The 23,179-nt window shown below is 57.6% G+C and carries 12 protein-coding genes and 1 pseudogene; 9 read left to right on the forward strand and 4 right to left on the reverse strand.

The genetic code is table 11. The annotated features are described in order from the left end of the window. Positions 1–233: 233 nt before the first annotated feature. The 3 genes from B9A97_RS28140 to B9A97_RS28150 all read left to right on the forward strand — a co-directional run bounded on the left by B9A97_RS28140 (position 234) and on the right by B9A97_RS28150 (position 2,714). A complete protein-coding gene (locus B9A97_RS28140; protein WP_084369151.1) occupies positions 234–602 on the forward strand; it encodes a PD-(D/E)XK nuclease domain-containing protein in 369 nt (122 codons plus the stop codon). A gap of 604 nt (positions 603–1,206) precedes the next feature. Beyond that, a complete protein-coding gene (locus B9A97_RS28145; RefSeq protein ID WP_084369152.1) occupies positions 1,207–1,479 on the forward strand; it encodes a helix-turn-helix transcriptional regulator in 273 nt (90 codons plus the stop codon). Further along, the gene (locus B9A97_RS28150; protein ID WP_084369153.1) at positions 1,476–2,714 is read left to right on the forward strand and encodes a type II toxin-antitoxin system HipA family toxin; all 1,239 of its coding nucleotides are present in this window, start codon (positions 1,476–1,478) and stop codon (positions 2,712–2,714) included. The genes B9A97_RS28145 and B9A97_RS28150 overlap by 4 nt, the downstream gene beginning before the upstream one ends. Positions 2,715–3,122: 408 nt before the next feature. On the opposite strand, the gene B9A97_RS28155 is transcribed toward B9A97_RS28150, so the two are convergent. Then, the gene (locus B9A97_RS28155) at positions 3,123–9,146 is read right to left on the reverse strand and encodes a DEAD/DEAH box helicase (protein WP_179145425.1); all 6,024 of its coding nucleotides are present in this window, start codon (positions 9,144–9,146) and stop codon (positions 3,123–3,125) included. Further along, positions 9,143–12,376 carry an STY4851/ECs_5259 family protein gene (locus B9A97_RS28160; protein ID WP_084369155.1) on the reverse strand — a complete coding sequence of 1,078 codons (3,234 nt, stop codon included), beginning with the start codon at positions 12,374–12,376 and terminating at the stop codon, positions 9,143–9,145. Before B9A97_RS28160 ends, B9A97_RS28155 begins: the two co-directional genes overlap by 4 nt. 313 nt (positions 12,377–12,689) lie before the next feature. On the opposite strand from B9A97_RS28160, the gene B9A97_RS28165 reads away from it, so the two are divergent. Genes B9A97_RS28165 through B9A97_RS28185 form a run of 5 tightly spaced genes read left to right on the forward strand, consistent with a single transcriptional unit; the run spans position 12,690 to position 21,385 of the window. Then, positions 12,690–14,249: a class I SAM-dependent DNA methyltransferase gene (locus tag B9A97_RS28165; protein WP_084369156.1), complete on the forward strand. Its 1,560-nt coding sequence runs from the start codon at positions 12,690–12,692 to the stop codon at positions 14,247–14,249. Then, on the forward strand, positions 14,200–15,531 hold the full coding sequence (locus B9A97_RS28170) for a restriction endonuclease subunit S (protein ID WP_143530758.1): 1,332 nt from the start codon (positions 14,200–14,202) through the stop codon (positions 15,529–15,531). Before B9A97_RS28165 ends, B9A97_RS28170 begins: the two co-directional genes overlap by 50 nt. Continuing rightward, positions 15,528–17,159 (forward strand): FRG domain-containing protein, encoded by a 1,632-nt coding sequence (locus B9A97_RS28175; protein ID WP_084369158.1) that lies wholly within the window; start codon positions 15,528–15,530, stop codon positions 17,157–17,159. The genes B9A97_RS28170 and B9A97_RS28175 overlap by 4 nt, the downstream gene beginning before the upstream one ends. Further along, positions 17,156–18,163, forward strand: a complete 1,008-nt coding sequence (locus B9A97_RS28180; protein WP_143530759.1) for a DUF4268 domain-containing protein — start codon at positions 17,156–17,158, stop codon at positions 18,161–18,163. Before B9A97_RS28175 ends, B9A97_RS28180 begins: the two co-directional genes overlap by 4 nt. Positions 18,164–18,184: 21 nt before the next feature. Next, the gene (locus tag B9A97_RS28185) at positions 18,185–21,385 is read left to right on the forward strand and encodes a type I restriction endonuclease subunit R (RefSeq protein ID WP_084369159.1); all 3,201 of its coding nucleotides are present in this window, start codon (positions 18,185–18,187) and stop codon (positions 21,383–21,385) included. A gap of 24 nt (positions 21,386–21,409) precedes the next feature. On the opposite strand, the gene B9A97_RS30280 is transcribed toward B9A97_RS28185, so the two are convergent. Beyond that, on the reverse strand, positions 21,410–21,841 hold the full coding sequence (locus tag B9A97_RS30280) for an HNH endonuclease (protein ID WP_244564391.1): 432 nt from the start codon (positions 21,839–21,841) through the stop codon (positions 21,410–21,412). After that, the gene (locus B9A97_RS30285; protein WP_244564392.1) at positions 21,757–22,344 is read right to left on the reverse strand and encodes a hypothetical protein; all 588 of its coding nucleotides are present in this window, start codon (positions 22,342–22,344) and stop codon (positions 21,757–21,759) included. Before B9A97_RS30285 ends, B9A97_RS30280 begins: the two co-directional genes overlap by 85 nt. 338 nt (positions 22,345–22,682) lie before the next feature. On the opposite strand from B9A97_RS30285, the pseudogene B9A97_RS28195 reads away from it, so the two are divergent. Continuing rightward, positions 22,683–23,179, forward strand: a pseudogene (locus tag B9A97_RS28195) (hypothetical protein); the annotation flags it as partial.

Below are 23,179 nucleotides of genomic sequence, written 5' to 3' on the forward strand. Positions count from 1 at the left end.
TAAGCTGTGAAATCGACATATGTTCAAGCCCTCGTTCGCGGCCAACATCGTCAATCATGCTCTGATCCGGAAGGTGGGACCAAGACACCGCTTACGGTTCAGAATGCAATGACTTTGATGTGGTCGAACGGCAAGACTGAGGGTCAGATCACCAAGCTCAAACTCATCAAGCGGCAGATGTACGGCCGCGGACAGCTGGATCTGCTCGAAGCACGTATTGTGGGAGCGCCCTGATGTCATCGAGATTGCGTCAGAGCCAAGTTTGGATGCCGATACACAATCTCGAAGACGAAGAGAACCTTCCATCTGTCGGGCATAAACATCCGCGAGCTGATCTTGGCATTCCGTCACTAAAGACCATAGTCGAGGTGAAATTCCTGCGCTCCTCAGGACAGGCTGCGCTGGCGAAAGTAACCGAAGAGGTGGCCGCGGACACGAGCTTATACCTCAGCACGGACAGCGGCTACGACAACATCATGGTCGTGGTCTGGGACGATAGCGCGCAGACCGAGCAGCATCACGAACTGAAGACCGGGTTAGAATCGATTCGGGGAATCAGCTGCGCAGTGATATTATCTCGCCCGTTGAAGATGAAGCGATGAGCAACGATCGCCCCGCCCCTAATTGGACCTCAAGGCGAACGGCGTACTACAATGATCCTATTTTGGCAGTAGCATGACTCAAAAGCTTGGGTCCTCACCACCGTATCTACCGTCGGCTTGGTTCGTTTCGAACACCAGGGCCGTAAACGAGATGTCACAATTGCGCCAAATGCAAAAACCCTTGAAGCTTCAATGATTGTCCGCTCCGATTTCGTTCACGCCACGCCTGTTGGTTATGGGATGGCCCGCCCTTCCGAGGACGTCGAGTATGATGTCCTCGGAAGGGCGGGCCATCCCATAACCAACATCAGGTCAGATGAGCCATGGCGGAGAGGGTGGGACTCTCCGCCAATTAGGCCCGCGATACCTGAGAAACAAGGGTTTCTCGTAAGCCACTGCTCCCGTTCGGGAAATTACGATACCTGCAGGTGTACCACACGCGATATCCGGATCTCAAGGACCTCATTTTCGAAGCCGTGCGGCGACGCGAGACTTCCCGATCGGGGTGATTTTTATAGTCGTCGCGATTGCTTCCCGATCGGTAAGGATCGTATTGATCTACGACAAATCTTCCTGTACGGTAAGCCAACTCGGGAGATGCGCGATGTTCAAGTCCGCACGCGATTTCGGCGCTGCCATTCGGGAAAAACGTAAGGCGCTTGGCTGGACGCAGACCGAGTTAGCCGCCCGGTCCGGCACGGGTGAGCGGTTCATCGTCGAACTCGAATCCGGCAAGCCAAGCTGCCAGCTTGAAAAGTCGTTGATCGTGGCGCGCACCGTTGGGATCGAGATCGGCGATCTCAGGACCGTCCAAGCAGTCCCAACCTCGTCTGACGATGACCTCAGCTTCCTGCCCACCTTCGGTGACGGCCCATGACGACGATCTTCTACGAAACTTTGCCCGTCGCCCGTCTGACCTTCGATAACGAGTGGCGACTGGACTATGACCCGAGCTGGGAGGTGCGCCGTTCGGCCTTCCCGGTATCGCTCACCATGCCACTCCGTTCAGGCCCAGTCGCTGCAGACAGGCTGCTGCCCTGGCTCGCCAACCTGCTCCCCGAAACCCATCTCACCGAAATCGGCCAGCGGCTGAAGGTGTCTCCCCAGGATATAGTCGGCCTGCTAGGTCACATCGGGCGGGACACGGCAGGCGCATTGTCGATTGGTGCGCCCCGCAAGCCGGGCATTCATCTCCAGCCTGTGCCGGATGGGGGGGTACTGGAGCGCATCCTGGACGAGCTTCCGGCAAAACCTTTTCTGGTCGGCGAACGCGGCGTCTCGATGTCTCTCGCGGGCGTGCAAGAGAAGCTGCCGGTCTTCGTGGAGGAGGGCGGTGCCATCTCCATTCCCGTCGATGGGACACCCTCGACCCATATTCTGAAGCCGGATTCAAAACGGCTTGCAGGCAGTGTCGAGAACGAAGCCTTTTGCCTTGCTCTCGCCCGCGCCTGCGGACTGGACGCTGCCGAGGCGACGATCGGTGTCGCGGGCACCCGGGGCTATCTGCTGGTCAAGCGCTATGACCGTTTCACCGATCCACAAGGCGAGATCCGTCGGCTGCATCAAGAAGATCTTTGCCAGCTAACGGGTCACTTCCCGTCGCAAAAATACGAGCGATCCTTGACTGGACGCGGCGTGACCCTGAAAATGATGTTCGCTGCCATCAGCGATCTCGTATCGCCTTCCGCACGTCTAACGCTTCTTGATGCAGTGATCTTCAACGTACTGATCTGCAATTCGGATTCGCATGCCAAGAACTATTCCGTTCTGATCGGTGCTGGCGGGTCCGCGAAAATGGCACCGCTCTACGACCTGATGTGTGCTGCCGTGTACCGCCAAGTCGACCAGAGTTTGCCGCAGGGGATAGCCGGCCGGTTCAACGGTCCGGATCTGCGGCGGGCGGATTGGCAGGCGCTGGCTGACGAAGTTGGATTGAGCGGTGCATCGACATTGAGACGTGTCGAGGAACTTGCCGAACGTGTCAGCGCCGCGTGCGATGAGGTGGTGCTGCAAGTCGAGACCCTGGCTGGCGATCCCGCAAGGGTGCTGGAGAAGATTGTCCACTCAATCCGAAAGCGGTGTCAGCGTATGCAGGCACAAGCTCACGGGTGAAGAGAGCCGTATTCCAGGCGGAAATTATTTCCGCTTTATGCCTTCATGTTGACTGTGGAGGTCATTATTGCTCTCATTGCAAGCTGACATAGACTTGCAAACGCGTCACTTTATCAGTGTGTTGGATAGGCGCAACGCTGAAAATGACGGGCGTTGTGAGTGCGTCGTGGTGAAACATGCCACCAACCCCCCCATCATCTACCGAATTATGATTCGCGCTGGATTGCACTCCAACAATGTTTGTCGGATCCTTCGTCACTCGACTACGATCCAGTCATATCCGTTGGTAGCCGTCTAATGAAGTTCCGGCAGCCGTACTGTAACTATTTGGGCGCACACTGCGATGGCACTGCGGGTGACCCACCTCCTTCTACCAAGAGATGATAGGCGGGCAACCTGGTTTTTCTATCATTTTCGCCACAGAACCATCTGGCTATCATGTGAATGCCGTCTCTGCACCCGACCCCTGATCTTCCGCAACTGCTCGGCGTTTCCTTGCGTAGAGCCGTTGGCGTCGAAGAACCTGTCGCCTCCGACATACTCGAGCCAACCAAACCCTTGATCGAGATCCACGATCAAGGTCGTACCGGACGCCATTTGAAGGCTCAGACTCCGCTTGTGCGCGAGTTGAGATACGAATAGAGATGCCGTCACTCCCTTTTGAATTCCGTAATCTCGAGCGAGAGAAGACAGCGTGACGTCCGATACAATGTCGGAACCAATATGGGTTCGGGAATAGCCGCCTGGTCTGTCTGGCGCTGTGTGAATGGATAGGGATGGCGCGCCTGTGGCATTGAGCGCGGAGACTGTATCGATAAGTAACTTCAATACGATCGGCGACCGTGCATATCGATCCTGATATTTCGCTTCAATGACAGAATCGTTCTTTCCTATGCCGCAATCTACCAATGCCTTTCTTATCTCTGCGGCCATTGCGGTGCCGAATCCAGCCACGGGACCGTCCAGTTTTGAATCTAGTATTACAACCGTGGCTCCGGCTTTAGGTTTCAGAGACTCGTGAAGCACCTCTTGGTAGACCGGAGAAATAGTCAAAGGTGCGTAAGCGATTGGCGCGGAATGGTTTGCGCCCCAGCCAGAGCCTGCCACTAGCACGGATGGGTCTCGGCTTGCCCAGCCACGTCCTGTCTTGCCATCTGTGGCATAGGCAAACAACCAACTCCCATTGGCAAAACGAAGTGGCTCGCCCTCGGCGATCTCGAGTCCGTTGCGGGCGCAATAGTCTCGCAGGTATAGAACCTGGGCTGGATCAAGGGACGACACAGAGCCGATAGGCAGGATTAGCCTGACGCGCCGACCATTCTCGGTCCACCGCTTGAACAGCGGCGTCAATGCCCAGTCTGAGAGCTCAACAATGTCGTTCACCTTCGTCCAGACACTGAGAATCGATTGCGCTCGATGGCCGAGCCAGTCGTCGATTTCGCTGGCAGGCCTGTCAGAGATGTCGCTGTCTGCGGCGAAGACGTCAGCGGCGTCGATAACGTCGGGCAGGGCAAGATGGGCCTCAATGAACGAGATCGCTTTGTGTCGGTCAAGATCTTCTTCTCTTTCCGGCGCGTCGGATACCAGAACGCAAGATGAGCATGCGTGGGCGCAGTTGCGAGGGCAGCTTAGAATCTGGCGGGCGCTGCGCAAAATTGCGCGCATCTCATTAGCAGCCTGGACGACATAGCCGGCGCCGCCGACTGCACGGTCGTGGAGGAAAATCGAGAGAGTCGATGTTGCCATCGAGTTTCTCGACGGTCCTATACCGTAGCCCATTTCGTCCGGTTCAATTCCGAGGTGACGCGCGGTGGCCTCACGCATCGCAATGGCAATAGCATTGGCCGCTCCGATGGTCGGTGTTTCAGCAGGCTGCAGTTCCAATACGTCGGTGTGAATTTCATACCCGAGATGAAGCGAAGGCTGGATCGCAAAGGTTTCGCTGTTGCCCTCGCACGGCTGCAGGAAGTTTTCCCTGGCGCGCAGAGGTTTGTGACCTAGGAGACCAGTGCAGATTGCTTCGCCCGGTTTCATCGCCTCCATGCGCCCGCATTTCAAGCAAAGTCCATAGCCTTCGCTAGCTGGTCCCCTTGTGTGGTAATAGACGGTACCTCGGCGGTTCATCCTCAAGCGACCGGCCGTGGGCTGGCTGAGGGCCTCCCATTGAGACGAACCGGCTGAGATGCGCGGTGTCTCAGGGCGCACGTAGTCGACTTTATCGACTTCCGCATGGATAGGAATGTGCCGATCTCTCAAGAAGCCGGCTGGCTTGAGAAAGCTCTCGGCCACCACCGAAGAGTCGCCGCATGTCCGGCATTCTTCAGGCCGGGAACCAGCACCCGTCCAGTTGTCACCGCAATGAGAGCATCTGGCAGCCCAACGAAGCGCCTGGATTTCGCGGACTCCTTCGTCGCTCGACGGGCGATGCCAGTTCAGTGTGACACCACCGACTCGATAGACCTGACCGTCCACGACCGTTTCCGATCCGGGCGCGTAGTCGCGGATCGCGATGTCCAGCGGTCTCTTCGGTCCGCCATGGCGCTGACCCCTGCGGTCGTCTTTGTTGAATTCGCTGTCCAAATCTTTTCGATCCAGCTCGAATGCGACAACGTGGTTGGGAAACCCATGGCCCGGCAAAAAGCCACGATCGGCCAGATCGGACAGCAGAAATTCTTTGCAAAGCCTCTTCAGGTGAGCCTCAATTGCAGCGGATGCGCCGATGATGCTGGCTCCCTGAAGCTGGTTCTGTAGACCGCTCCATTCGGCTTTGAACTCAGCTTCCGCAGACTTCAGAGCTTCTGCGCATAGCTCCAGCAGGTCGGAGCGGCCAGCCAGTACCGAACCGCGAACCAATCGCTGCAGAGCTATCTTGTTTTCCTCTGCCGTCGTCGCCTTCGAAAGCCACCTCAGCATCAATTCAACTGGTCGAGCGTCTTTCGTCATCCGCACCGAATTAGGCGCCGGCGAAAAGCCGAAGAAGTCACCTGTCTCCATGCTCATAGGGTTGCCGCTGTTCAGATTCAGGAAGCGACCAAAGAGAAACGCATTGACGTGGCGTTGCACGATCGGTTGACTGTCCAGAGCCACACGAGGAGTTGCTATGGACCTGCTAAGGAATGCAACAGGGTTGCGGAACGCCTCGCGGTCTAGTGGTCGGTCCTTTGCAAAAGTGAACGCGAGCGACAACGGCTGACCACGTCGACCAGCGCGACCTACGCGCTGCTTATAGTTTGCAATCGAGGGTGGCACGTTCGCCATCAACACGCCGTTTACCGAGCCGATGTCTACGCCCATCTCCATGGTGGTGGAGCAATTCAGGAGGTTGATACGGCCGGCCTTGAATTCCGACTCGTAGTGCCGCAGTTGGCCCGGAGAGAGCTGCGCCGAATGCTCGGCCGACCTGCTGTACGGCGAGTATAGCGCGATGCGATCATGCATGTCGGTCCAAAGACCGCTATCTCTCAGAGTGGCAACTTCGGCGTCGTGGGACAGGAACAGGGACCGAGTGGCGGCGTCTGCGTCCGCCGGTGCGACAGGCATGGTGATCTGCTGCGCGCGATCCGCCTTTGTCCGCGCGTACGGCGAAAGGCCGAAGGGCGCGACGTCGACGACGCGCCTCGTCACCGGGCAGTGAAACGCGCTTCTCAGTCGTCCGACCTCAAGCTTGTCGAAATCCAGGGCCTGCTCGCCGTTGGCGTTCTTGGGTAACACAGTGTGGAGCTGGTTCCAGGCCTTCTGGAGCCAGTCATTGATTTGTGCGCGATCGCTTGAGGAACCGACGTTCAAGCCGAGGCCGAGCCGAAGGAGTTCAACGACCTGAGTTTGTTTTCCTGAGGCGCTGGCTAACGGCCAGCGATGCTGCCGCTTGCTAGGCTCCATACCCGGTGCGGCAAGGTTTTTCGGGAAGCCTTTGCGCATGATCCATTGGAGCAGATCCGAATTGACGGCTACCGCAAGATTGCTTCGGATCGAGAACGATACCAAGCACGAAAGCCACGCCTTCCAATCCTCCGGGCTTCCGCCTCGTTGTAAGAAGCCGCTCGGCGCCTGGGCGTGCTGCTCGATCGCCGGATAGACGAATCGTGCAAGGCCCATAGTTTCCGGCGAGTTGGCAAGCTTCGGCCGTCGCATCATCTCACGGAGAAGTAACGCCTCAGCGATCTGCGAAGGCGCGGACGCCGCCGCCTTCTTGAAAAGGTCCGCACGCGAACCCCAGACGTCAGGAAGCCAGTCGCGGACTTCTGTGCGCTCGGCAAGCTGCGTCCGCAAGTCGGTCCAAGGAATGGTTCCGCCGCCGGACAGTTTCGCCAGATCCCGTTCGGCCTCGCGAACGACGCTTTCAAGCGGCCCATCCTCCCAATCCGGATAGGACTTCACCTTCGCGATTCTGGCTTTAAGTTCTTCAGCTTTCGCGTTGTCTACACCGCCCGAAGCTTTGTGTTGAACTGCTTGATAGATGAAGGAGCGCACAAACGCTCGCTCGCTCTCCATCTGGAGCTTCGCCGCCATGCGCGCCGTACCCTGACGGCTGTCTGTAAAGCCAATTAGCTGGCGGCCACCTGTCGGTAGATCCGGAGGGGTCTGAGGCAGGGGAGGCTGTACAAGTCCGTCGGCCCCAGGCATCGCTTCGAGAAGCAGTGGCGCGGCATTGCTGATCGTGAACGGAGCTCCGAACCTGAAGGGGTAGAGCTTGTCCCCATACTTGGCCGTGGCGCTGCAGGCCGGGCATGGGCCTTTCCCGCCGCCGGCATGGGCCGACAGCCGGTACCGTCCATCACCGTCGCCATCGGCGGTCATGCCGGTCGCCGTATCGACGAATATCGGCATAAGGCCGCGCCCTGACAAAGAAAAGCAATGCGAGACCGAGGGCGTGTCCAGGTCCAGTTGGTCGTCATCACTCTCCTCGTCCTCATCCGACGGGGAGCGGTCGGCCTCAAAAAGGAATTCGTCGCTCGGGGGTAGGTTGCGAGGAGGAGCGAGCCGCGTACCATTTTCGTCCGCAATCATGAATGCTTCACCACATTCATTGCACGAGTAAAGCTCAGCGACGGGCATACGGCACTTGGGGCATGCTTCTTCTCGTTCGAAGAGAAGACGTCCGGCCGTCCATTCTCCGCCAATGCTGTCGGGGCAGGCTGGGTTCGTGCAGCACCAGAGGCCTGAAAACGCGCGATGAAAGCTGTGCACCCTGAGTGGCGCTAACGTCTCGCCAAACCTGGACGTTGCTCGCGTCAATGCCATTGCCAACGTTTCGCCGTCAATGTCCATCGCCTTTCCAAGGCGGTCGAGCTGTTGCGTCTGCAACGGGTGATCTTTTAGGCCGGCAACGAGCGCCCAGACCGGATCGTATGACGAGAGCGTATCGAAGAGCTCGGCTGCAGGAAGGTCGATGATGGAGGATGGGCTAGGAGCTTGGCCACCCATTCCGCTACGCGTCGGAAGTAGCCGCTCCCCAGAAATTACCTCCACCGTCGAGACATCAGTACCGGCGACGTCGGCTAAAAATCGACGCAGATCTTCTTTGACCTTATCGCCGTCACCAATCGTCGCAGACGTGGCGACAAACCGAACATTTTTGGGATCCACCTCGAATGCTTCAATAACTCGTCGCAAAAGAAGCGCCACTTCGGCGGCCGCGGACCCAACTAATGTGTGAGCCTCATCCAGAATAATCCACTTCAACTTGCCCTTCGATTGCTCAATGATCGGCCGGTCCTGCGGACGAACGAGCATGTATTCGAGCATGGTCAGATTTGTCACGAGCAGTGGGGGCGGTGATGCGCGAAGTGTCTGGCGATCCGGCACCTGCTGTGGATTAGACGACAGCTTGTCGCGTTGGATCACGCTCTTGTGTGTTTCCGGAAGGTTGCCGTTATACAAGCAGTAACGGATATTGCCGCCAGAGGGCTTTGTCCACGCGTCTAGTCGCTCCTGTTGGCTGGCGATAAGCGCATTCAACGGATACAGCATGATGGCTTCCACGCCCGTTGCGCGATCGTGGCGGCGGTAGAGCGAGTCCAGCAACGGAACGAGAAAGCACTCGGTCTTTCCTGAACCAGTACCCGCAGTAATTAGGGCGCTCTTCGTTTCGGGGGCGGTGAGCGTCTTCCACGCATTCAACTGATGCAAGTAAGGGCGACGCTGCCGCGGAAACGAATAGCCACGCCCGGTATCGTCGCCTACCAATGCGTCGACCGTGGCACGTGCAAGAAGGTTGCCAGAAAGATCCTGCAGAGCCTTGTCCGCTGGTACGAACGGGAACGCCCCTTCGAGGATTGGCGGTGGAATGAGGGCACCCTCGGAGTCTGCTTTTGACAGCGACTGGCGAAGCTCCGCCGCCAGTGCCGGATTGCGTATACCCGACCGGGCAATGATGGCCTCGGCCATGCGCTGACGAAGCCGCGAAAGGGTGTCGAAGGGGCGGATTGTCATGATCGGATGTGCTTCAAACAATGAGGAAAGGCTGAGGTGACGTAGTTTTGATCGATGTCTATAGCGTTGCGCAGACCGGCAGCCAGCGAAGGCGACCATTCTATGCGCCCGACGGCAAGAGCGGCTAGCACTACGGGTGCCACAAGAGTCGCGTAGTGGCCATAGTTGAGACCCGCAATATCTTCAGGAAGACCAGCGTGTTCAGCCTGCTTTATTAGCGTCGTTGCAATTGGATCCGACTGGTCCATGTGGAGGCGGACGTGGTCTTGCGCGAGTTGTCGCAAGCCGCCGCTCAGTGCACCGTCGAAGCCGAGTACGGCGCGGATACCCGCGAACCATTGCGTACGTTCGACAAGGAAGCTTATGCGTTCCATCATTACGGTAGTAGCCTGCGTCTGCGCCTCCGGCGCGTCATAAAATTGCGCTAAGTCGCCTTTCGCGCGCTCCCATTCAGCAAGTGCGGCGTCTTGCCAAGCGCTGACGGGCTGAGCCATCCAAAGGAACGGAAGATCACGTTCCAACGCGATGATACTATCGACTCGCTCGCCGTTCGCGGCAAGCAGCAACCTGCACAACAGGCTGGGGAACTGCGGGAGTTCACGAGTGAGGTCCATCGCGCGAGGGCTCAGACCTCGTAGCGAGTGGATCGTGCGCACGATGCGGGAAATTGTGGATCCGGCCGCAGCATCGCACGCGGCTTCCTTTAGCAACGCATGATAGGCATGACGGCGAGTTGCCTCGTCCTCGATAAGGGCAGCGTGTGCTATCGCGTCGGCCGGCTCCTCCGATACAGCGTCCTGCGCCCCGTTCGTGACCACCGGTCGCGTTGTAACCGCGTCGCCCTTCCTCCGGTAGACGAGAAGAGGTCCAGGGATCCCCACAGGTAGCCGCAGGCTCAGTTGATGATCTTCACCGAGCACGTGTTCTTCGTCAGGGCGTCTTAGCGATCGGACGACAGTGATCTCGCCGTCGGTGGGCGCATTTGCGAAGTTGACCCGATCGTTGATGATCGTTGGCTGCTCTTGTGGCCGTCGGATACTACAAATCGTTCGCTGGCTGTCGTCCAGAAGGAAGACACTTGGTCCGCGTTCGCTGGATAGTCCCAGCAGGCTTTGCGCGAGATCGACGAAGCGAACCATCGGGGTCTCACCTTCGATCTTACGAGATATGAGAGCACGGTTGGCTCCCGCACGGCGTAAGTCGAGATCGACGAGGACCGCGCGGTTAGTGAGCAGTAGTGAGCCACGAAGTTCGGAAAGCGACATCTCAGGTTGATCGCTGCGAATCTTGCCTGTGGCGTCTAGTAGCACAGTTTGTTTGGCCGTCAGATGCAATCGTGCTTTGACTGACAAACCGTCCGGATCTGTGAGCTGGATACGCTGGTAACCGTTCCTAGTGCCCGCCCATGGGCATAGCCAGCCATGTGTGCTCCGCTCAGTCATCGCCGTGACAGCGCCGTCCACGTCGAGCGCGTCGACTCGCCAGCCCGGCAAGTCATGCCACTCGACCTGAGCGCCGCGATTGTCAATCTGTCCGCGGAGCCCGAAATTCCGCGGCAGGACGAGCAGACGGGCGCGATCGATAATGAACCCTTCATCGTCCTGCCATTGCACCGTTACGACGCCAGAGACTTCGTCACGCCCATCAGTTGCTCGACCAGATTTGAGGATTCGCGTGCTGCCGTTCGCCCCAGTACCGCCATGTCTGTCAAACTTCCTGAACTTCAGCGGGGCCTCGACCGCGACGAGAGACGTGTCTTCAAAAATCAGATCTGGAAGGAAGAGCTGCTCGAATTCGAGGCGCCTATCGTCGGATATATCGGCTGCCGATTGAACACGATATCGCTCGCCGGCCTTGGTCTCGACCAGCGCCATTCCTTCGATCTGCCAAAGCGCCGATGCATCGTCATTCCAGATGCGACTAACTCCTCCACCCTCATGACCCGAGACCGTCGAATCCTTCGACGTTAGTACGAACAAAAATTGCAGTGTGGAGCGAACGGAGCCGGTGGCAAGCAATTCCAGCCGGTCCTCTCGTTCAGTCGGTCGGAGTACAACGCATTTCGAGACGCGGGGCGAGCCGCCTGGCCAGCAGACAGCCGGTATAGGCGTTCCGTCGCGCAGGAGGCTTACAGCGATGGCTTCCGAAAAGGGAACGGGACCGACAAGACCGACCCGACCAATAGATTGGGATGTGACCGTGAAGCTTCCGTTCTTTTCAGTCTCCGACCTGTAGAGCTGCGCGAACTCACGGGACATAAGCCGGCCCGCACTTCCCGAGAAGTAGGCGCGAAAGCGGCCTTCGCTAAAGCTGGCAAGCGCATCGAAGGCGAGTTGGCCGTCAGCAAGGGCGACGAATCCTTGCTTCCAATCACCCGAGGACATTCGATAGAGATACCTTTTTAGACCGATGCCGCCCCCTCGCGCACGAGGCTCGACGGTGAGGAGGTTGTTGAAGAGTCGATTGCACGCGGCGACATCTTCCGGAAGATGAATTGGGAGGCGCTCCCGCCACCCGGCGTCATGGACATCGAGCCATCCTGCAGGATTCGCTTGGGTTTCGCCGCGGGGCAACTTTGCGCGGCAAGCGTGAAGGTGCCCAATCAACTCTGCCGTCAGCTCATAGATGGTCTCGTCCCGGTAGCTGTCCGGGAGGACACCGGCCCTACTCTCGGCAAAGTCCATGAGTTCGTCGTATGTGGGCACGGCACCACTGGAAAGCGCGTCCTCCATCACACCCTCAAAGAACCGTCGAACCCGATTTCCAGTCTCGCCAACGATAAGTGCGGAGGGCAGGCCGCCGTTTAGGGCAAGGGTTAGCAGGAACTCACGACGTCTTCTGTTAGAGAAACGGCTGATCTTTGGCGATTGACCCCACCAGGCGAGCCCTACGTTCGCGACGGCATTTCTCTCGCTGACGGTCAGCGCGTTGGGAACTACCCCGATATGCGACCACACCCGCCAAAGTGAAGTTGCTTCCCGCCGATACCATTCCGACGTCACCAGGGCGAAGACTGCACAAAGTGGCGCGTTGCGGCTATCGAGAAATGCCGCAGATCTCTCGAGAAGTTGGCGGCCGCGTTGGAACTCTTCCTGTGAAATCCGATAAGTGTAGATCGGCTGGCCGTTCGGTTTATCCAGCCCTTGACGTTCCAAGATTTCTTCAAGCAGTCTCCGTGCGGCCGACGCTCTCCCCGGTCGCCCGCTCTGTTCCACCCCATCTTCGATCATGTTCACGCGAATCTTTGCCTCAACCGCACCGTGTGAACAATACAGGCTTGGAGGCGTTAAGCCACCGCGACAATCATTCTCGGCCCCAAATAAGTCTGTAGCCGACGCTCATCTGCTGGATCTCGAAATGGCATTGCGGCCGGGTGTATGAGCGGCCTGCTCACGATGTTTGTTGTGCAGAACTCAAGTGCGGGCTCTGATACTGCGGAAATTATCTCCGCTCCTGACGGCAACTCTCACGCGCAGCCCCTCCTTTACACATCCCGAGCCGCCATCCTATTGTCGCCCCAAATGATTTGGGGAGATTGCCCTGGTGGCGAAAGAGAATAACAGTGACCTCGGCTTCACGGCCGAGCTCTTCAAGGCTGCCGACAAGCTCCGGGGCAATCTGGAGCCCTCGGAATACAAGCATGTTGCCCTTGGCCTGATTTTCCTGAAATACATTTCCGATGCCTTCGAGGGGCTTCATGCCAGGCTTGAGGCCGATGAATATGCCGATGCGGAAGACCCGGAGGAATATCTCGCGGAGAATGTCTTCTGGGTGCCGAGGGAGGCCCGCTGGGGACATCTTCAGGCCAATGCCAAGCGGCCCGAGATCGGCAAGCTGATCGATGAGGCGATGGAGGCGATCGAGCGCTTCCCGTCGAACGAGGGGCTGAAGGGCGTTCTGCCGAAGAACTATGCCCGCCCGACGCTGAACAAAACCATGCTGGGCGAGCTGATCGACCTCTTCTCCAACATCGGGATGCATGACACCTCCGACAAGGCGAAGGATCTGCTGGGACGGGTCTACGAATATTTCCTCTCGGGCTTTGCAAGTTCCGAAGGCAAGCGCGGTGGCGAGTTCTTCACGCCCCGGTCCGTGGTGCGCACGTTGGTCGAGATGCTGGAGCCCTACAGGGGCCGCGTCTATGACCCCTGCTGCGGCTCGGGCGGCATGTTCGTGCAGTCGGAAAAGTTCATCGAGGAGCATGGCGGACGGCGCAATGACATTGCCGTCTATGGCCAGGAGATCAACCACACCACCTGGCGTCTGGCCAAGATGAACCTCGCCGTGCAGGGCATCGATGCCGATATCCGCTGGAACAATGAGGGCAGCTTCCACCGCGACGAACTGCCGGACCTGAAGGCCGATTTCATCCTTGCCAACCCGCCGTTCAACATTTCCGATTGGGGCGGTGAGCGGCTGGCGGAAGATGCCCGCTGGGAATTTGGCAGACCGCCGAACGGCAATGCCAATTTCGGCTGGCTGCAGCACATCATCCATCACCTTGCTCCGCGCGGCACGGCCGGCGTGGTGCTGGCCAATGGCTCCATGTCCTCGCAGCAATCCGGCGAAGGCGATATCCGCAAAGCAATGATCGAGGCGGATCAGGTGGATTGCATGGTGGCCTTGCCGGGCCAGCTTTTCTATTCCACCCAGATTCCCGCCTGTCTCTGGATTCTGGCCCGCGACAAGAGCGCCAATGGCCACCGCGACCGGCGCGGCGAAATCCTCTTCATCGATGCCCGCAAGCTCGGCTTCATGGTGGACCGTGTGCGCCGCGAGTTTACGGCAGAGGATGTCGAGAAGATCGCAGGTGCCTATCACCGCTGGCGCTCGAAGCCGGAAACGCGGGCGAAGAACGGCTGGGCAGACTATGCGGACGAGCCGGGGTTCTGCAAATCCGCGAGCCTGGAAGAGGTGCGGGGGCATGGACATGTGCTGACGCCGGGACGCTATGTGGGCGCGGCGGATGCCGAGGATGATGGAGTTTCGTTTGCCGAGAAATTCGATGAATTAAGAGAGACGCTGCTGGCCCAGTTCGAGGAAGGACGGCGGCTTGAGGGACGAATCTCTGCGGCTTTTGAAATGGTTCGAGCAGATGACTGATTGGCCCATCGTCACCGTAGAAGAATTAGCCGCAAAAAGTAAGGGAGCCCTTGCCACTGGTCCTTTCGGGTCCTCAATTGGTAGCAAGACTTTTCGTGAAAGCGGAGTGCCTGTGATCCGCGGCGGGAATCTAAGCCAAGATATCGGCAAACGCCTAGATGACGTAGGGCTTGTTTTCGTTGATGAAGTTTTGGCGAAAGAATTTTCCAGGTCTGTCGCCGTAGAAGGCGATCTCGTCTTTACGTGCTGGGGAACCATCAATCAGGTCGGATTGATAGATGAACGCGCATCTTTTCCGCGTTACATTGTTAGCAACAAGCAAATGAAACTAACGGTTGACCAAGATAAAGCTTTACCTTTATTTTTATATTATTTCTTCTCCAGCCCTCTGGGGCAGCATCAAATTGAAATGAATGCGATTGGAAGCTCTGTTCCAGGCTTCAACTTATCCAAACTCCGCAGCATTCCTGTACCCTTGCCGCCACTAAGGGTGCAAAAGCAGATCGTAGCGCTGCTCGGCTCCCTCGACGACAAGATCGAACTGAACCGGCGGATGAACGAGACGCTGGAGGCTATGGCGCAGGTGATCTTCCGCGACTGGTTCGTGGATTTCGGCCCCACCCGCCGCAAGCTGGAAGGCGCAACCGATCCCCTCACCATCATGGGCGGCCTCGTGCAGGACAGCGAGCGGGCACAAGCCCTTGCCGATCTGTTCCCGGCTGCGCTTGGGGATGATGGGTTGCCGGAGGGGTGGACGTTCGGCCGGTTGGAAGATGTATTGGAGTTGGCTTATGGAAAGGCGCTCCCAAAAGGCGAGCGGCGTGATGGAACTATACCGGTTTACGGTTCAGGCGGCGTAGGCGGCTTCCACGATACTGCACTGGTTTCCGGACCCTCTGTGATTGTCGGCCGCAAAGGAACGGTTGGCAGCCTGTATTGGGAGGACGATGACTTCTATCCGATTGATACCGTCTTCTACGTTAAGTCAAAGCTTCCGATGACTTACTGCTACCAACTCTTGCAGACGCTTGGGCTGGAGACGATGAATACAGATGCGGCTGTTCCTGGATTGAACCGAAACAATGCCTATAGGCTCGAAGTGCCGCAGCCTTACAATAGCAAGCTCTTGAGTGAATTTGGCGAGATTGCCGACGTTCTGCGATCCAAGATTACAGCGAACGTCCGTGAAAATCGCACCCTCGCAGCCACCCGCGACCTCCTCCTCCCGAAATTGATGTCTGGCGAGGTCCGCCTTTCTGCAGCGAGCGAAGCAGTAACATGAACCAACTGCGCCAAGGCGTCTTCGAGTATTTGATGGACTCCGCTCCCGAAGCGCTGAAAGCAGCAGCAAGCGGCGAGGTTGCGCACGTCCTCGCTTCACTGGGGGAGCGCGGCAAGCTTCTATTGGACGGAGACGCCGATCTCGGTGAGCTCGCCAACTTGGTGTCAGCAGAGCTGAACAGCCGCACGAGTAAATCTGTCCTGGAAGAGAGTGAGCTACATCGGCTGCTTGAAGATTGGCGAACCGCCGCCGTTAAAAGCCGCCCATACTACCTATCACTGCCAGTGTGGCCTGAGTTTGCTGCTCCAAACAACCCAGTTGATGGGCTCCTGCCAACATGTCGTGTGCGTAGCTGGGAGCACTTTGTCGAGGTCATGCGTGATCCCGATCAAAATCGCGCCCGGCATGAAATCATCTATCGCGGGCAGCGTGGTTACAACTGGCCGTTAGCCTCAACACTGACTCGGCAGTTTTCGGACGGGAGCATACGAGACGAAGATAGAGATGCGCTGCTGATGTACTTCCGTCTCGCCATGCGGGGGCGAGGGCCCGATCTTACGGTGATGGAGGATGAGGACGTATGGGCCTATGGTCAGCACGTCGGCCTCGCAACTCCGCTTCTAGATTGGTCGAAATCCCCTTTCGTGTCGCTTTATTTTGCTTTTGCAGAGCCCGATCCTGAAACTGCCGCCAATCACAGTAGGGCGGTCTTTTGTCTGGACATGACGCGTTTGAAGGTGGCCCTATCAGAGCTTTTTGTTGAGCCTCGTTCTAACGATAATGCGCGGCTCGTTAGCCAGGCAGGGCTTTTCACGCTTACACCCTCAGGCAGCGAGAACTTTGAATCTTATATCATCAATGCGCTTCAGGAAAATTCTGCCGTCGATTTTGATGGTTTTGAAGATCTTCCGACGCCGAAAAACGGCTTCGAATTTCCCGCGAATGACATTGCCCGGAAGCTTGCACCCTACATTTGCAAAATTCACATTCCGAACGAGCGCCGCCTTGAATGCCTTGCGATGCTCCGAAAGATGAACATTCATCATGGCAGCCTTTTCCCTGATCCTTTTGGAGCGGCTCAGTATTGCAATGACTGGCTAGTCAGGAAGATCAAGGAGGATGACGACGAGCGGAAGGCTGCTGAGAGCGCCAAAATCGCTGCAGAAGCGGAGGCCAAGGTCGCTCGGAGCGCCGAACGGGCAGAGGCCGCAAGTAAAGAAGCTGAACTGAAATCCCACTCAACAGCCGGGACTTCGCTAGAAGATCGCGTAAAGCAATTGATCGCCCAGAATGCGGCGTCCTTCAAGCAGGATTTAGATACGTCATCGTGGGCAAGAAGCATCATCCAGAATTACTCGAATCTGGAAAGCGTCGATTGGGTTAGAAGAGAAACGACTAGGGCCAGTGTCAAGAGAGGGCTTGCACGCCAATTGGGGTTACTAGGCGCTGGCAGTTTGTCCAATGACCTCGCGGCTCAGCTTGTTGATATCTTTGCCGACGAATACAGCCGCCGGAACAATCTCGATTTCGAGGGAAAGAAGGAACCGAGTATTGGCTATGACTTCTTCGCGGCTGGGCGGGCAGATATGGCCAAAGAAGCCAGCAAAGAAGGACGGGAGGAAACGTGATCAAACTCGGTCGCCTGACCAAAGTTGAGCTGCGAGATATCTGGAAATCCGAGTCCCAGGATTTCACGCCATGGCTCGCGCAGCCGGAAAACATCACCGCTCTTGCCGAAGCCTTAAGCATGGAGCTGGAGATTGAGGCCCGCGAGCGAGAAGTGGGGCCATTCCGGGCTGATCTACTCTGCAAGGATCTGATCGATGACTCGTGGGTGCTGATCGAGAACCAGCTGGAGCGCACGGACCATTCCCATTTGGGGCAACTGCTGACCTACGCTGCCGGTCTTCAGACGGTGACGATCGTCTGGATCGCCTCGCGATTTACGGAAGAGCATCGGGCAGCGCTTGATTGGCTGAACGAGATTACTGACGAGCGCTTCAAGTTTTTCGGGGTTGAGGTAGAACTCTGGCGCATTGGTGACAGCGTCGCCGCACCGAAGTTCAATATCGTGTCCAAGCCGAACGAATGGACACGCTCCATCACCCAGGCCAGCCGCCGGATCGAAAGCGAAACGCTGACGGAAACCAAAAAGCTGCAACTCGATTTCTGGACCGCGCTAGCAACGAGTCTGGCCGGTCATCCGATTTTACGATCGAGACGGCCACGACCTCAACATTGGACGACCTACTCAATCGGTCGCGCCGGAATTCATCTCGCCGCCATCCTGGACTCCCAAAAGAGCCGTCTGGGTGTCGAGCTCTATCTCGGTGACGAGAACGCCAAGTCTTATTTCAATCAGTTGATCCTTCATCAAGCCGAGATCGAGGCCGTTCTTGGCCATAAGCCTGACTGCAGAGAACTCCCAACCAGGCGAGCGTGTAGGATTGTCACCTATCATACCGTTGCCGATCCATTTGACGAAGCCACCTGGCCGGAACTGATTGCCTGGATCTCGAAGACCCTCGAAGCCTATCACCGCGCTTTCCATCAGAGAGTGCTGAACCTGACAATGCCGTTGATGGTGGCCGAAGAAGCGTCCTTTGAAGGAACGGGGAGCGACGATGTCTGACGCGCACGTTCGAGGTCTGGAATGACTGATATCCTCTATAGCCAAGCCGAAACAAAGGACGGGCATTCGGGCTTTTCGGAAGGCCTGGTCGAGGAAGTTGTCATTTCGACCTTCGAGGGTCTTGGCTATTCCTATCAGCCTTCGCAAGTCATCTCGCCTGACGGTTCCGCCCCCGCTCGTCTTGCCTATGGAGATGTGCTGCTTTCGGATGTGCTGGCCGCTGCTGTTTCGCGCTTGAACCCCAACATACCGGCGGATGCCCGCGATCAAGCGATCCGCCAGCTCTCCATCAGCGAAACACCATCTCTGGTCGAAGAGAACCGCCGGATCCATCGAATCATCACAGAGGGTGTCGATGTGGAGTTCGGCATCGGTGACGGGGAGGTCAAGGGCGACAAGCTGTGGCTCATCGACTTCGAGACGCCTGAGAACAACGACTTCTGGGTGACCAACCAGTTCACGGTGGCCGAGGGCAAGTATACGCGACGGCCGGATGTGATGGTCTTCGTCAACGGGCTTCCGCTTGCGATCATCGAGCTGAAGAACGCGGCCAGTGAGAACGCGACGATCCATGAAGCCTATAATCAGCTCCAGACTTACAAGGAGCAGATCCCTTCGCTGTTTCGAACTAATGCGGTGATGGTGGCCTCTGATGGAATGCTGGCTCGGATCGGCTCGTTGACGGCAGACGAAGAGCGCTTCATGCCCTGGCGTTCTGTCACGGGCGCAGAGGGTGACTTCACGCCGCATGGTCCCTACGAAATGGACACGCTGCTGCGCGGTGTTTTCGAGAAAGAGCGTTTCCTAGCGCTGATCCGGGATTTCACTGTGTTTGGCGATAGAGGTGAAGGGCCGTTCAAGATCCTTGGCGGGTATCACCAGTTCCACGGAGCCCGCAAGGCAATTACCAGTGCGATCGAGGCGGTAAAGCCGGAAGGTGACCGTAAGATCGGCGTGATATGGCACACGCAGGGATCGGGCAAAAGCTTGCTCATGGCTTTTCTAGGCGGACTGATCGTGCGTTCCCGCGAGCTCGAAAACCCGACGTTGATCGTACTGACCGATCGCAACGATCTTGACGATCAGCTCTTCGGCACCTTCAGCCTGTGCAAGGATCTGATCCGCCAGACACCGGAACAGGCGGACAGCCGGGATGATCTGCGCAAGCTTCTGAATCGTGCGTCCGGCGGCGTGATCTTTACGACCGTGCAGAAGTTCACACCGGAGAAGGGCGAGGAAGTGTTTCCAGTCCTGACCGAGCGTCGGAATGTCATCGTCATGGCCGACGAAGCGCACCGCAGCCAGTATGGCTTTGACGCCAAGCTGAACCGGGAGACGGGTGAGCGGCGTTATGGCTATGCCCATTACATCCGCCAGGCGCTGCCGAACGCCTCGTTCATGGGCTTCACGGGCACGCCGATCGAAGCAGCCGATGTGAACACACCTGCCATCTTCGGCGAATACATCGACATTTACGACATCAGCCGGGCGGTGGAGGACGGCGCAACCGTGCCGATCTATTACGAGAGCCGTCTGGCCCGTATCGAGCTCAATGAGGACGAGAAGCCGAAGATCGATGCCGAGATCGAGGCCATGCTCGAAGACGAAAGCTTGACCGAGCAGGAAAAGCAGAAGGCACAATGGGCCACAATTGAGCGGCTGGTCGGCTCCAAGAAAAGGCTTGCTCAGATCGCAGCCGACCTCGTCGAGCATCTGGAGAAGCGCATCGAAGGCCTCCCAGGTAAGGCCATGGCGGTGTGCATGAGCCGCCGCATCTGTGTGGATCTCTACAACGAGATCATCGCGCTGCGGCCAGACTGGCACTCGGATGACGACGACAAGGGGGCTGTCAAAATTGTCATGACGGGTTCGGCCTCTGACCCCCTCGAATGGCAGCCACATATTGGAAACAAGAGACGCCGCGATGATCTCGCCAAGCGGGCGAGAAAGGTCGAGGATCCGCTGAAACTGGTCATCGTGCGGGACATGTGGCTGACTGGCTTCGACGCTCCCTGTATGCACACGATGTACATCGACAAACCAATGCGCGGCCACGGGTTGATGCAAGCCATTGCCCGAGTCAATCGTGTCTTCAAGGGGAAGCCGGGTGGCCTGGTGGTCGACTACATCGGCATCGCTACCAACCTGAAGAAGGCCCTGGCCCAGTACTCGCAATCCGACCGTGACAAGACGGGGATTGATGAAGAAGAGGCCGTTGCCCTTCTCCTGGAAAAGTATGAGATCGTCCGGGGCATGTTCACTGGGCATGACTACAGCCTTGGCATAACGGGCAAGCCAGTCGAGCGATTGAAGGCTCTGGCACATGGCATCGACTGGATCTTGAAGTGGCAACAGGCCGAAGCCGCCAAGGTCGAAAGCCCGGAGGCAAAGAAACAAGCTCACCGCCGTTACCAGGACGCGGTGTTGGAGCTCAGCAAGGCCTATGCTCTCGCCTCTGCCAGCGATGCGGCAACGGAGATCCGTGATGAGGTGGGCTTCTTCCAGGCCGTTCGCGCCGCTCTGGTGAAAACCACGGCCACCGGAAAGATGTCTGATCGGGCAAAGTCGCTCGCTGTGGAGCAGCTTCTCAACCAGGCCGTGGCCAATGCGGAGATTGTGGACATCCTGAAGGCTGCGGGGCTGCAGTCTCCGGACATCTCTGTTCTCTCTGACCAGTTCCTGATGGACGTCCAGAAAATGGAGAAGAAGAACCTCGCTTTGGAAGCTCTGAAGAAGCTGCTGAATGGCGAGATCAAGAGCCGCTCCAAGACCAACGTCGTTCAATCCAAGACCTTTTCACGACGCCTCGAGGAGGCCGTGGCCCGTTACCACGCCAATGCGATTTCGACGGTCGAAATGATCCAGGAATTGATCGCGCTGGCCAAAGAGATGCAGGCGGCGACCGCACGCGGTGATGAGCTCGGCCTCTCTCCGGAGGAGATCGCCTTCTATGACGCGCTGGCTGGCAATGAGACGGCTGTCGAGGTCATGGGCAGCGAACAGTTGCGTGTGATCGCCCACGAATTGGTCGAGAACATGCGGGGTTCAGTCACCGTTGATTGGCAACACAAGGCAAGTGCCCGTGCCAGGATGCGCATCTTGGTGAAACGCATCCTCAAAAAATTTGGATATCCGCCGGACCTGGAGCAGGAGGCCGTGCAGATGGTGCTCGCCCAGGCCGAGCTTCTCTTGAAGGAGATATCCTCCGGCCACGGAAAGTGAAGGGCGGAAATTATTTCCGCAACCTCATCCCTTGAACACCATCTCGCGGTGGTACTGCAGGAACTGCGAATGCGGCCGCTCGTCTGGACGTTCTGGCACAAGCAGGCGTCGCTCGGGATTGATGAGCCGCGTGATGGTATACGGCACGCCGCCACTGGCGATCAACAGGCTGTAATCGTCATCGACCGAAATCAGACCGCGATCAAACATCCAGTGGACGGTGCCGGAGAGTGCGAGGCCGTTGCGGACACTATCGGGGCCGTGGTCGGCAACAGGGCGGATATGTGCCGCCTGAACCTCGGAACGGCCGCCGCCATTGATCAGCTTGAGGCCCGTGACGGCGCAGGTGTCCTGATAGGCCGCCTTGATCGCTACGGAAAACGCCCGGTCCCGGAACGGACGCTGCACGATCTGAGCGACGATCTGGCGGTCGATGCTGTCGATCTCGTATGGCATCTGCGGATTGTCACCGAAGCCGAGGCGCGCTTCTTCGGCTGGATCGGGCGCCGGACGTTCCCGATCCCGCTTGCCGAGCACATGTGCGAAGCCGGCAGCCAGGATCGGATCGTATTCCTCATCGGGATGTTGCGGACGGCGCGCCCGAATGCGCCCTTGTTCGTTGAGCCGTCCTTCTTGCGCAGACCGATCTCGTAGTAGTGGTCGGCCTCCTTGAAAGGTACGGCATGATCGAACGGCAGAAAGTCCTCTATGAGCGCATAGAAGTGATCCGCCTTCGACGGATCCGCGATGATATCAACGATCCTGGCAGTTGCGAAATATGCCTGCTTGCCACCCGTCTTCATGAGATCGCCGCTGGGACGTCGCGGTTCGTAATAGACGATCCAGTCTCCCCGCGCGGCCTCGACCTGACGCAGATAGGTGCGCGGAAAGTGATACCGCTGCTCCGGAAGGTCGTCATAAGTCGGATCGACCTTGGTGGTCAGAATTGCCTTCGCCATGAGTGCGCTCTTCCACGCATGTAACGTCACCGGTCCACTTCGCTACCAGGCCCGGCGGGTTGTTGGAAGGGGCGTGGTTTTTGTGGTCGAAGGCCAGAGGCGCCAGAGTCGACACTCGCATTAAGTGTAAAGGTTGTTTGGCTCAACGGAAAGCAAGATTCTTCTGAAGAGGCCATGGCGACGGCCATTTCGAAGTAAATATAGTATTGTTTAAAGTTTATTTCTTGGTTAGTAATTGTTGCAAAACTATAGGTTGGTTTAAATTCTGGAATGCTGTGATATAATAGTGGGGTAAGGCCGTTTAAACTTACGATCGCAACATCACACGGAGATAGACTGTGAAGAATACAAAAGCCTCCCCTTTCGCTTCCGCCGCCCACGCCTTCTACGCAGCCAACTCGATTGCAGAGGACATCAAAGATAAGCTGGAAGATACGGCTACCTTCCTCATTAGCGTGACACGCCGCTCGACCTCAGAGGCCTTCGAGCGCGGCGAGCATCTCGAAAAGGCGGCCGCGCTGCTCCCGGAAGGAACCTTGGAAAAGTGGGCCGTCGAATGCTGCGGCTACACAGCGCGCCATGTCCGCACACAGCGCGCGATTCACCGTAACCTGGCTTACTACAAGGAGATCCTTGTGCAGCTTGCCGTCGGACCGACGGTGTTGGGCAAGCTCAGTGCCGCAACGCCGGAGCAGATCGAACAGGCGATCGACTTGGCTCGTGAGACCGGCCGTCTGCGGGTTCAGGATGTCACGGGGATCATGTCCGGGTCAAAGGAGGACATCGAGGAGAAGCCCGAAATCGATCCGTACGATGTCGGTGGGCCTGCTGGGCT

The sequence above is a fragment of the Rhizobium sp. RU36D genome (assembly GCF_900176345.1).
Lineage (GTDB): Bacteria > Pseudomonadota > Alphaproteobacteria > Rhizobiales > Rhizobiaceae > Allorhizobium.

Coding starts and splice junctions, on each gene's coding strand:
- B9A97_RS28140 (WP_084369151.1), top strand. CDS start 234: ATGTCATCGAGATTGCGTCAGAGCCAAGTTTGGATGCCGATACACAAT.
- B9A97_RS28145 (WP_084369152.1), top strand. CDS start 1,207: ATGTTCAAGTCCGCACGCGATTTCGGCGCTGCCATTCGGGAAAAACGT.
- B9A97_RS28150 (WP_084369153.1), top strand. CDS start 1,476: ATGACGACGATCTTCTACGAAACTTTGCCCGTCGCCCGTCTGACCTTC.
- B9A97_RS28155 (WP_179145425.1), bottom strand. CDS start 9,146: ATGACAATCCGCCCCTTCGACACCCTTTCGCGGCTTCGTCAGCGCATG.
- B9A97_RS28160 (WP_084369155.1), bottom strand. CDS start 12,376: ATGATCGAAGATGGGGTGGAACAGAGCGGGCGACCGGGGAGAGCGTCG.
- B9A97_RS28175 (WP_084369158.1), top strand. CDS start 15,528: ATGAACCAACTGCGCCAAGGCGTCTTCGAGTATTTGATGGACTCCGCT.
- B9A97_RS28185 (WP_084369159.1), top strand. CDS start 18,185: ATGACTGATATCCTCTATAGCCAAGCCGAAACAAAGGACGGGCATTCG.
- B9A97_RS30280 (WP_244564391.1), bottom strand. CDS start 21,841: ATGCCATACGAGATCGACAGCATCGACCGCCAGATCGTCGCTCAGATC.
- B9A97_RS30285 (WP_244564392.1), bottom strand. CDS start 22,344: ATGGCGAAGGCAATTCTGACCACCAAGGTCGATCCGACTTATGACGAC.